The organism is Maricaulis sp., assembly GCF_030149235.1.
Lineage (GTDB): Bacteria > Pseudomonadota > Alphaproteobacteria > Caulobacterales > Maricaulaceae > Maricaulis.
The window spans coordinates 1-11,132 of the sequence record NZ_JASBRW010000072.1; the positions used below are offsets into that span (position 1 = coordinate 1).

Genomic DNA, 11,132 nt, shown 5'->3' on the forward strand with positions numbered 1-11,132 from the left:
AAAGACTTAAGGAAGACCCATGTCGGACACGCGTCACTCGCGCCTCATCATCATCGGCTCGGGCGCAGCAGGCTACACCGCTGCGATCTACGCCGCCCGCGCCATGCTCGAGCCCACCCTGATCGCCGGCCTGCAGCCGGGAGGCCAGCTCACCATCACCACCGATGTCGAGAATTATCCCGGCTTCGCGGACGTGGTGCAGGGCCCCTGGCTGATGGACCAGATGAAGGAGCAGGCGGAAAAAGTCGGCACCGAGATGATCTCCGACACGATCATGAGCGCCGACCTGTCCCAGCGCCCGTTCGTGCTCAAGGGCGATAGCGGCACGACCTATACCGCGGACAGCGTCATCATCGCCACAGGCGCCCAGGCCAAATGGCTCGGCCTGCCCTCGGAGCAGAAATTCCAGGGCTTTGGTGTGTCCGCCTGTGCCACCTGTGACGGTTTCTTCTATCGCGAGAAAGAGGTCGTGGTGGTCGGCGGCGGCAATACCGCCGTTGAGGAAGCACTCTTCCTGACCAATTTCGCCAGCAAGGTCACCCTGGTGCACCGCCGCGACAGCCTGCGCGCGGAAAAGGTAATGCAGGACCGGCTGTTCAAGCATCCCAAGGTCGAAGTGATCTGGGACAGCGAGGTTGACGAGGTCGTGGGCGATGAGGATCCGCTCGGCGTCACCGCGGTGAAGCTGAAAAACGTCAAGACCGGCGAGATCACCGAAGTGCCGACCTATGGCCTCTTCGTCGCCATCGGCCACGCTCCGGCGACCGAGCTCTTCCTCGATCAGCTGGAAACCAAGGATGGCGGCTATCTCGTCACCGAGCCGGGCACGCCCAAAACCTCCATTCCGGGCGTGTTTGCCGCCGGCGATGTCACCGATGACATCTATCGCCAAGCGGTTACGGCAGCGGGAATGGGCTGTATGGCGGCGCTTGATGCCGAGCGTTACCTCGCCGGACTTGAATAGGCAGACTGGACGGCCCGCCTCGCATCGCTATATGTGAGTACATGCTCACCCGTCCGGCGACCACGAAAGAAAAGCTCATGCGCACGGCGATGGATATCGTCGCCGGCGACGGCTTCGCTGCGGCCACAACGGCGCATATCGCCGAGCGGGCGGGTTTTGCCGAGGGCACGCTCTATCGCCATTTCAAGTCCAAGGACGAGCTGCTGATTGCCGCCTACCGGCAATTGAAGGCCGATGTCTTCGACCGCGTCAGCGCTGAAACCGGCAATGCCACCGATCCCAAGGCCCGCCTTGCGGCCCTGTGGCGCGACATGTGGACGGTTTATGCCGCCGACATGTCCGCCTTCATCTTCGGCCAGCGCTTTGCCGAAAGCGCCCTGTCCAAGGCTGAGGGCGGCGCTGCCCACGAGCGCATGATCGGACATATCCGGGGTATTATCGAGGACGGCCAGAAAGCGGGCCTTGTACGCCAAGCCCCGCCAGAAACGCTGGTGGCGTTCTTCTTCCCGCCTTTGGTGGCGATGTTGAAACAGCGGGTTCAGGGCCGGGCCTGGAGCGAGGCAGAGATTGAAGCCGCGATCGAGATGGCCTGGGCGAGCTGGACGGGGTAGCGGGGTCACCCCCCAAATCTACTCAACGTATTTCCCCGACTTCATGTCGGGGCCTGGCGTTATCCCGGCGTGGATGACTCTCGGCGCTGTCAGCGCTTGGAGTCATCGGCGTCTTCGTCTCCACCAGGCCCCGGAATAATTCCGGGGGAAAATGGGGTGGGATATCAACACATACCCCCCTCATCCCGTACCGCGTAAAAATTTTCACCGCCCCTCTTGTATTGTGAGCAAATACTCACAATATGTGAGTGAACGCTCACAACAGCGCTTTGCAGCAACCCAGATCTGAAGGGACACATCATGCTGACACGCGAAATTGGACATTCCGGGATTTTCGTAAACGCCATCGGGCTGGGCTGTATGGGCCTGTCCGAGTTTTACGGACCCGCGACCGACAAGACCGACGCCATCAAGCTCCTGCACACCGCCATCGAGGGCGGGGTCAATCATTTCGACACCGCCGAAATGTACGGCATGGGCGCCAATGAGCGGCTCCTGGGCGAAGCCTTTGAGGGCAAGCGCGACGAGGTGGTGATCGCCACCAAATGGGGCCCGACCCGCGATTTCGAGACCGGGGCCTTTACCGGCATTGACGGCTCCGAGGCGAATATGCGCCGCGCCGTCGAGAACTCGCTGAAATTCCTGCGCACCGACCATATCGACCTCTACTACATGCACCGCATGGACCAGAGCCGGCCGATCGAGGAGACGGTCGGCGCCATGGCCAAGCTGGTCGAGGAAGGCAAGGTCCGCGCGATCGGACTGTCTGAAGCCTCGGCGGATACCCTGCGCCGCGCCAATGCCGAGCACCCGATCGCGGCGCTGCAGTCGGAATACTCCATCTTCAGCCGCGATATCGAGGATGGCCCGCTCAAGGCGCTGGAGGAGATCGGCGGCTCGCTGGTGGCCTATTCCCCACTCGGCCGCGGCATGCTCACCGGCCGTTATTCGCGCGAAAACAAGCCGGGCGAGATGGACTTCCGCTCCGGAGACTACTTGCCACGCTGGGCCGAGGGGGCGTTTGAAGCAAATCTCGCCCTGGTCGAGGAGATCACCGCCATCGCCGAGGCCCACAAGGTCAATGCCGCCCAGGTGGCGCTCGCCTGGGTGCTGGGGCGCGGTGAAAACATCCTGAGCATTCCGGGGACGACCAAGGCGGCCAATCTCGCCATCAATCTCGGCGCGGCCGATGTCACCCTGAGTACCGAGGACATGGCGCGCCTCGAGCCGCTGGCCGACAAGGTCCAGGGACTGCGCTATGCCGAAGCGCAGATGGCCTCGATCAACGCCTGACTTCCCCACAGTTGTGATACGGCGGCGCTTTTACGGGCGCCGCCGCGCCTTACCCCTCGCGCGCCGGGCGCTTTTGACTAGACTGCGCTTCAACGACTCAGCGGCAGGAGCGCGGCAATGGATTGGGACAAGCTGAAAACCTTTCACGCCGCCGCGCAGGCCGGCTCACTGACCAAGGCGGCAGAGCGTCTGGGCCTGTCCCAATCGGCGGTCAGCCGCCAGATTGCGGCGCTTGAAGATGATCTTGGCATAACCCTGTTTCATCGCCATGCCCGCGGCCTGATCCCGACCGAGCCGGGCAATCTGCTCAATGAGGCCGCGCACGAGATCGCGGCCAAGGTCGCACTGGCCGAAGCCAAGGTGCAGGACGCGCGTGATGAACCGTCCGGCGAGCTCAAGGTCACCGCCCCCACTGCACTCGGCTCGATGTGGCTGGCCGCACGCCTGCCGGAATTCCAGGCGCAATACCCGGCGATCCGTATTCGCCTGATGCTGGATGATCACGAGCTCGACCTGGCCGGTCTGGAGGCCGAGGTCGGGATCCGCCCCTGGCCCTCGACCCAGAATGATCTGGTGCAACGCAAATTGCTCGGCGTGCGCCAGCACCTCTATGCCAGCCAGGACTATATCGCCCGGCGCGGCGGGCCGAGGAGCGCGGAAGATCTGGATAATCACGCCATCATCTATTACGGCCCGCCGCAACTGGCGCCGATCCCGGGGCTGGACTGGGCCGCGCGGATAGGCCGACCGGACGGCGCCGAGCCTCGCCCGGCGGTGATCGAGGTCAACACGATTTACGGGGTCACCAAGACGGTGCAGGCCGGCATGGGCATTGCCGCCCTGCCCGACTATGTGGCGCGCGAAAACCCCAACCTGGTCCGGGTCCTGCCGGACCTACAGGGGCCTGATTTCGAGGTCTTCTTCGTCTATCCGAGCGAGCTGCGCGGATCGCGCCGCATCATCGCCTTCCGCGATTTCCTGATCGAACAGGCGCGGCGCTGGGAAAGCTAGCTGCGGGCGCGGCTGGCGATCAGGGTCTCGAGCAGGCGGACGACCGTTTCAGACTGCAATTCCATCGCGTCGACGGCGTTTTCTGCGCCATCCTTGTCGCCGGCATTGCAGCACTCGATGGCCTGCGCCGCGAGACGGTGGAATTCGGCATGCGGTTGTTCCAGTGCCTTGAAATTCTCGTCTGACTGCAGGCTCTCATCACTGACGCTGTAATACCAATTGCCGAGACGGCAGCCCTGATGGTTCGAGACCTGGTCCTTTTCGAACGCATTGCGCCCGACGAGCATTTCCGACAGTTTCTTCTTACACAGCAAGTGGTCGGACTTGGCGCGGTAAAGCACATAATCGTGGATTTCGCGGGCATCGAATTCGGAGAAGGCCTCATCGACCAGTGATTCGCTTTCCGCGACGGCTTCTATCACCGCCTCGATCCGGCCGCGCGCCTTGGTCGCTGACTTGGTGACCTCGGTCACACCGCGGGCCAGCTCGCCGGTGGCCTGGGACTGCTCATTCATGAGACGGGCAATCTCGGAGACGAGATGGGCGCTTTCCTCAACCAGGCCGACGCCGGTCTTGACGCTCGCCGTGGCGCGCTCGGTCGCCTGGATGCCGCTTTCGATCGAGGTCATCGATCCCCGCACGGCGCCGATAATACCGCTGACTTCGCCTTGCAGGTTGTCGATCCGGTCACGGATATCACCCGTGGCCTTCTCGGTCTGGCCCGACAGGGCCTTGACCTCTTCCGCAACGACCGAGAAACCCCGCCCGGCTTCACCCGCACGCGCCGCCTCGATGGTGGCGTTGAGGGCGAGAAGATTGGTCTGGCCGGCAATTTCGGCGATGGTGTCGACAATCTGGGTGATCTGAGCGGAGGCCGCCTCCAGGCGTTCAACCCGGCCCATTATGCTCTGATAGGCCGTATCGATCTCGCCCATTTGATGGGAGGACTGGGCCACTTCATCGAGGCCGGTATTGGTCGCCGTCACACATTCGGTGAGATTGCCAGCAGACGTACCGGCAAAGCTGGAGATCTGCTGGATCGAAGCATCGAGCTGCTCGATGGCGGCCGCCATGGTCTGGCTCTGACTGGCGACACCCCGGATATCCCCGGTCACCCGGGCCGTTGCGGCCATGGCCGAACTGGCATGCATGGAAAAGCCTACAGACCGGTGCAGGGACAGCTCGTCGCGGCCGGCTATCATGCCAATCAGACGGGCCAGCGGGCCGGCCAGGTCTTCCGGCACATCTGGAAGCCCGGTGAGCTCCCCATCCGCCAATCGATCCAGCGTGCTGGCCAGCGACTGCACCCACTCCGGATCATGATCCGCTGCGGTCACAGGCAGGTCTGTTTCGTCGTCTTCAAAAGCATTGCGGCGGAGGAGTGCATTCAGCATAGGCGAATTCCTTAGTCTCTTGAGAGACCTGCCCTGCACTCGGTTAATTAAGGGTAATAATTTTGTGGCGAAACCAAACGCTCCAAGCCCGCTTCACGCATGTATTTGGACCTGGTCACTGCATTTTCGCATAACGGGATTGCGGACACGTCTCTTCTTCCGGGCCGGGTTCTGCGTCATATACGCGTCATCGAAGGCGGCGAACACCGCTGTGTACCTCGAGTTTTGAAGCATACCCGTCTCCTCCCCTTCAGGTATGCCTATCTGGCGCCGGATCCTCTCCTCCCCTTTAGGATCCGGCGCCAATTTCTTTTCAGACGCATAAAGAAGAACCCCGGCTCGAAGGCCGGGGCTTTTTCTTTGGCGGTCTCGTGCCGGTCAGTCCCCCCCTGAACTAGCCCAGGGTCGAGCGCAGCATCCAGGCGGTTTTCTCGTGAATGGTCAGGCGCGGGGTCAGGACATCTGCGGTCGCCTCATCGCCATTCTCACCGGCCAGGTCCAGTGCCTTGCGGATCGTGCCGACCACCTGTTCGTGACCGACCAGAAGATCGGCCACCATGTCATTGGCCTCGCTCTTGTCGGCCGCCGGCGACAGGGTCGCAGACGCCGCCATGGCGTCATAGGAGGCCGGCGCCTTGACGCCCAGAGCCCGGATACGCTCGGCAATCTCGTCGGTCGCCGTCCACAGCTCTGTATACTGGGTCTCGAACAGCGTATGCAGGTCATGGAAACGCGGTCCGGTGACATTCCAGTGATAGGCGTGCGTCTTGAAATAAAGCGCATAGGTGTCGGCGAGAACCGCGGTCACGGCAGCCGCCATATCGGTCCGCTGGTTTTCGGTAAGGCCCATATTGAAGCTCATCGCTGTCTCCTCTGCATGTTTCCGGGGCAACCGGAGTTTCTGTAGGGGATTATAGCGACAGGTATGCTATAAACCAAACAAGTCTTATTTCTCGGAGCAATTGATTTTACCGATATCAACGCAGACTGGCGCAGAAGCGCTGGATACGGGTCGCAGCCTCGCGAAGACTGTCATCATCCGTGGCGTAGGAGACGCGGAAGCCGGGCTCCATGCCGAACGCAATACCGGGCACCACGGCAACAGCCTCGGCCTCCAGCAGCGCGGCGCAGAAATCGGTATCACTATTGATCACCGTTCCGCTCGGCGTCGTCTTGCCCATCGCGCCGGCACAATCCGCAAAGACGTAGAACGCCCCTTCCGGCTTGGGAGCGGCAAGCCCTTTGGCCGCGTTGAGGCCCTCGAGCATGAAATCGCGGCGGCGGCGGAAGACCTCATTGCGCGGCTTGAGAAACTCATGTTCGCCATTCAGTGCCGCGACGGCAGCCCACTGGCTGATCGAGCAGGCATTAGAGGTGGTCTGGGAGATCACCTTGCGCATGCCGGCAATCAGCGGCTCGGGCCCGGCCGCATAACCAATGCGCCAACCGGTCATGGAATAGGCCTTGGACACACCATTCATGGTCAGGGTGCGCTCGTAAAGGCGCGGCTCGACCTGGGCAATGGTGGCGAATTCAAACCCGTCATAGACGATGTGCTCGTACATATCGTCGGACATGACCCAGACATGCGGGTGTTTCAGCAGCACCTCGGCCAGGGCCTTGAGGTCATCCGCGCTATAGCCCATCCCGGTCGGGTTGGACGGGGAGTTGAGAATGAACCATTTCGTCTTCGGCGTAATCGCGGCTTCCAGCTGTTCCGGCGTGATCTTGAAATTATTCTCGATCCCGGCCTTCACGATCACCGGCTCACCGCCGAGCAGGCGCACGACTTCCGGATAGGTCACCCAGTACGGCGCCGGGATGATGACTTCATCTCCGGCATCCAGGCTGGCCGTCAGGGCGTTGAAAATGACCGGCTTGCCGCCCGGCGCGATATGCACCTGCGCGGCGGTATATTCGAGATCGTTATCGCGGCGGAACTTCTTGACGATCGCGTCCTTGAGTTCGCCAATCCCGTCGACAGCCGTGTATTTCGTCTCGCCCCGCGCGATGGCTTCGACTGCGGCCTGCTTGATATGGTCCGGTGTATCGAAGTCGGGTTCTCCCGCTCCCAGACCGATCACATCAATACCCTTGGCGCGCAGCTCCTTGGCCTTCTGGGTGACCGCCAGCGTGGCAGAGGGTTTCACGCGCGAGAGCGCGGCAGAGGCCGAAAAAGTCATGGGCATTTCCTGAATCAGGCTTGAGACATGGCGAGCCTAGTCCCGCGGGCACACTGGAGCAATCACAGCCCGCACGGCTGATTGTCGCGGCCTGCCAGTCCAGAATATAACTTGCATTGCAATATATCATGCATTACAAGACATGATCATGAATATCGACAGCTGGAAATCCCAATTGAGAAAAGGCGCAGCGGAGCTGGCCGTTCTCGCCATGCTCGATCAGACGCCAAGCTCGGGTATCGCCCTGGTCAAGCGGGTCGAGCCCCACCCGCATATCGGCCTGTCCGGCGGCGCCCTCTACCCCCTGCTCAACCGGCTCGAACGCGAGGGCAAGATCGCTGGCCGCTGGTCCAGCGAGACCGTGGGGCGGCCGGAGAAGTCCTATGAGGTCACCGAGGACGGCAAGGCCTGGCTCGCCGCCATGCGCGCAGCGCGCGCCTTGTTCGACCAAGACATGAACGCAATCCTGGAGGCGCAGGCATGAGCACCGATCCGCGCATTGAAAACTTTTGCGACGCCCTGGAGCAGAACCTGACCCGTCTCGGCGTCGAGCATCCGGGCGATATCGTCTCCGAGATCCGCTCTCACCTGCTCGCCGCTGCAGATGCCGGCACGCTTGAGAGCACGCTCAACGAGATGGGCAGCGCGGCGGATTATGCCCGCCAGTTCCGTGACGCGCTGCGTATCGAGGACGCCTATATCCGCTCCGGCCCGAAGCACACGGTGGCGACCCTGATCCTCTTGTCCGCGCATCGCCTCGTCGCCGCGATCGGTCTGTTTTTCACCGGAATCTTCTATCTCACCGCGCTCTCGGTTCTGGTGACGATCGGTTTCGAGATTTTCGATCCATCCTCCACCGGCCTGTTCACATCGGAGGAAGGCGGATTCTTTCTCGGCACGATCGCCGGCGCCCCCCACGCCTACACCGAACATCTCGGCGGCTTCTACATCCCCGTCGCTGCTGCCATGGCGATGGGTTTTTACCTTGCCGGTGGCGCTATTGCCCGCCTCGCCCTGCGCATGATGCGCAAGAAACCCAGCCGTCAGACCTGACCACGCCCATCCGTCTTGAGGGAGAACCAATGATACGCCATCTGATCGCGGCCTGCGCCGCCCTCGCCCTGCCCCTGTGCGCTGCCCAGGCCCAGGACGACGCGCCTCCCAGCCCTCTGCTTGAAGCCCACCAAAGCGGCCTCGACCCTGCCGACATCGCGCTCTTCTTCGACAGTGCTGTGGCCACCAACCTGGCCGAGAATGATATCCCCGGCTTGGTCGTGACCGTCGTGCAGAATGGCGAGCTGGTCTTCGCCAGGGGGTATGGTCATGCCGATGCTGCCCAGACCCGCCCGGTCGACCCGGCCACCACCCTGTTCCGTCCTGGCTCGGTCTCCAAATTACTGACCTGGACCGCCGTCATGCAGCTGGTCGAACGCGGACAGCTGGACCTGAATGCGGACGTCAACACCTATCTCGACGGCACCGGTATCGAGATCCCTGAAGCCTTTGGCGGCCCGGTGACCATGGCCCATATCCTCGCCCATACCGGTGGCTTTGAAGACGGGGCTGTCGGCTTCCTGTTCGCGGACGAGGCCGAGGACCTGCGCCCGCTTGGCGAGGTCATGCTGGAACACCAGCCCGCGCGGGTGCGTCCAGCGGGCTATGCGGCCAGCTATTCCAACTGGGCGACCAGCCTGGCCGGCGTCATCATCGCCAATATCTCCGGCACAGATTTCGAGACCTATATAGACCAGAATATCCTTGAACCGCTGGCCATGACCCAGTCGAGCTTCCGCGAACCCCTGCCGGGTGACATCGCCGCCGACATGTCCGAGGGCATGATGCGCGAGAACGGCGAAACCCTGGACCAAGGCTTCGAATACATCGCCAACTTCGGTCCGGCCGGCGCCCTGTCTGCCTCCGGCACGGATATGGCGCGCTTCATGCTGGCCCACCTCAATGGCGGCGAGCTCGACGGCGAGCGCATCCTGTCGGCGGAAACGGCCGCGCTGATGCACAGCCAGCTCTACACCATGCACCCGGGCCTGCCGGGCATGGCGCACGGCTTCTTCGAGCAGGAATATAACGGTCAGCGCGTGATCTCCCACGGCGGCGACACGCTCTGGTTCCATTCCAACCTCGTGCTGGTCCCGGATCATGATCTCGGCGTCTACATCTCCACCAATGGCGCCGAAGGTGCGGCATTGCGCGGCGATGTCTTCGAAGCCTTCATGGACACCTTCTACCCGGGCGAGGCCGTCGAGCTTTTGACCCCGGAGGTCGGCACGGACCTGAGCGAATATGCCGGCATCTACCGCTTCAATCGCCATTCCTATACGACACTGGAGAAGATCACGGCGGCTGGCGGTGGGCTCACCATATCGGCCAGCGAAGATGGGGCGCTCCTTGTCAGCTCCGAGGCCGGTACAAGGCGCTATGTCGCGCTCGGCGACGATGTGTTCCGCAGCTATGACAGTGAAGCCCGCATCGCCTTCATGCGCGACGAAACCGGTGCCGTAACGCACTATGTGCCGTGGAATGCCCCGATCTTCGCGGCCTATCGCGTTTCGCCGATGGAGACGCTGAACACGCAATTGCTGATCCTCGGCCCGGCCTTGCTGATCTTTCTCAATCTGGTAGCCGGTACGCTGGTGCACTGGCGGCGGGTGTTCGCCATGAACGGTATGCAAAAACTGGCGCGACTGAATGTCTTCGCCCTCGGCGCGACCCAGCTGATCTTCGTTGGTGGACTGGCGGTGGTGCTGTCCAGCGCCGGTACCGAAATTGTTTTCGGCTGGCCTCCGGCCCTGACGACGCTGCTCGCCTTCCCGGTGATCGGAGCGGTTTTGACCCTGACGGGGGCGGTCCTGGCCTTCCGCCTGTGGAGCCGCGGTGATGGCAGCGTGCTCGCACGGCTGCGCTATTCCGCAGTGATCCTGTTTTCCACCGGCTATCTGGCGGTCCTGAACTACTGGAACCTGCTTGGCTGGAAGTTCTGAGCCCGGCCTCACAAACACTTGATCAGGGGCGGTCTTGCATGACCGTCCCTGCATCGCGACCTCCTGTCCGACGCCGCTTCCGGCGCCGCAAGCGAGGACATAACGTGATGACCGAATTCACGATGCATTCGGTTGAAACCGCACCCGACGCCGCCAAGCCGCTGCTGGAGAAATCCCAGGCCAATGCCGGCTTCATTCCCAATCTTCATGCCTTGATGGCGGAATCGCCGGAGCACCTGGAGGCCTACCAGACGCTCAGCGCCCTGTTCTCCCGGACCTCACTCAGCAAGACCGAGCAGAACATCGTCTGGCTCGCGATCAATGCCGAGCATAATTGCCATTACTGCGTCCCGGCCCATACGGCGATCGCCCAGATGCAAAAGGTTCCGCAGGACATCATCGACGCCCTGCGCGACGAACGCCCGCTCCCGGACGCCAAGCTGGAAGCCCTGCGGCAGTTCACCCTGAAGACGGTGCGTCAGCGCGGTGTCGTCTCCGATGCCGATACCGACGCCTTCCTCGCCGCCGGCTATACCCGACGCAACATCCTCGACGTGATCCTCGGCGTCTCGCACAAGGTGATGTCAAACTACATCAATCATTTCGCCGACACCCCGGTTGATGAGGCCTTCAAGCCCTTCGCCTGGACCAAGGGCGAGGCTGTTGCCGCGGAATAAGCT

General features: G+C 62.3%; 11 protein-coding genes. 8 read left to right on the top strand and 3 right to left on the bottom strand.

All coding sequences use genetic code 11. The annotated features are described in order from the left end of the window. Positions 1 to 19 precede the first annotated feature (19 nt). The 4 genes from trxB (at position 20) to Q1V51_RS10575 (ending at position 3,879) form a co-directional block, all read left to right on the top strand. Positions 20 to 964, top strand: coding sequence for a thioredoxin-disulfide reductase (gene trxB, locus Q1V51_RS10560; protein WP_300556115.1), 945 nt, complete (start codon positions 20 to 22; stop codon positions 962 to 964). Between the two features lie 77 nt (positions 965 to 1,041). Next, positions 1,042 to 1,575 carry a TetR/AcrR family transcriptional regulator gene (locus tag Q1V51_RS10565; RefSeq protein ID WP_300556117.1) on the top strand — a complete coding sequence of 178 codons (534 nt, stop codon included), beginning with the start codon at positions 1,042 to 1,044 and terminating at the stop codon, positions 1,573 to 1,575. A gap of 300 nt (positions 1,576 to 1,875) precedes the next feature. Further along, a complete protein-coding gene (locus Q1V51_RS10570; RefSeq protein WP_300556119.1) occupies positions 1,876 to 2,868 on the top strand; it encodes an aldo/keto reductase in 993 nt (330 codons plus the stop codon). Between the two features lie 117 nt (positions 2,869 to 2,985). Next, positions 2,986 to 3,879: a LysR family transcriptional regulator gene (locus Q1V51_RS10575; protein ID WP_300556121.1), complete on the top strand. Its 894-nt coding sequence runs from the start codon at positions 2,986 to 2,988 to the stop codon at positions 3,877 to 3,879. Here Q1V51_RS10575 and Q1V51_RS10580 read toward each other — a convergent pair. From Q1V51_RS10580 to Q1V51_RS10590, 3 genes are all read right to left on the bottom strand, one after another. After that, the gene (locus Q1V51_RS10580) at positions 3,876 to 5,273 is read right to left on the bottom strand and encodes a methyl-accepting chemotaxis protein (RefSeq protein WP_300556123.1); all 1,398 of its coding nucleotides are present in this window, start codon (positions 5,271 to 5,273) and stop codon (positions 3,876 to 3,878) included. The genes Q1V51_RS10575 and Q1V51_RS10580 overlap by 4 nt on opposite strands. Positions 5,274 to 5,667: 394 nt before the next feature. Continuing rightward, positions 5,668 to 6,135 (bottom strand): DNA starvation/stationary phase protection protein, encoded by a 468-nt coding sequence (locus Q1V51_RS10585; protein ID WP_300556125.1) that lies wholly within the window; start codon positions 6,133 to 6,135, stop codon positions 5,668 to 5,670. Between the two features lie 115 nt (positions 6,136 to 6,250). Further along, positions 6,251 to 7,456, bottom strand: coding sequence for a pyridoxal phosphate-dependent aminotransferase (locus Q1V51_RS10590; RefSeq protein ID WP_300556127.1), 1,206 nt, complete (start codon positions 7,454 to 7,456; stop codon positions 6,251 to 6,253). 148 nt (positions 7,457 to 7,604) lie between these two features. Here Q1V51_RS10590 and Q1V51_RS10595 point away from each other — a divergent pair, with 148 nt between their 5' ends. The 4 genes from Q1V51_RS10595 (at position 7,605) to Q1V51_RS10610 (ending at position 11,129) form a co-directional block, all read left to right on the top strand. Further along, positions 7,605 to 7,940, top strand: coding sequence for a PadR family transcriptional regulator (locus Q1V51_RS10595; protein WP_300556129.1), 336 nt, complete (start codon positions 7,605 to 7,607; stop codon positions 7,938 to 7,940). Then, positions 7,937 to 8,509, top strand: coding sequence for a hypothetical protein (locus tag Q1V51_RS10600; protein ID WP_300556131.1), 573 nt, complete (start codon positions 7,937 to 7,939; stop codon positions 8,507 to 8,509). The genes Q1V51_RS10595 and Q1V51_RS10600 overlap by 4 nt, the downstream gene beginning before the upstream one ends. A gap of 29 nt (positions 8,510 to 8,538) precedes the next feature. Next, the gene (locus tag Q1V51_RS10605) at positions 8,539 to 10,452 is read left to right on the top strand and encodes a serine hydrolase domain-containing protein (RefSeq protein ID WP_300556133.1); all 1,914 of its coding nucleotides are present in this window, start codon (positions 8,539 to 8,541) and stop codon (positions 10,450 to 10,452) included. Positions 10,453 to 10,559: 107 nt separating this feature from the next. Next, positions 10,560 to 11,129 carry a carboxymuconolactone decarboxylase family protein gene (locus tag Q1V51_RS10610; RefSeq protein WP_300556135.1) on the top strand — a complete coding sequence of 190 codons (570 nt, stop codon included), beginning with the start codon at positions 10,560 to 10,562 and terminating at the stop codon, positions 11,127 to 11,129. Positions 11,130 to 11,132 lie beyond the last annotated feature (3 nt).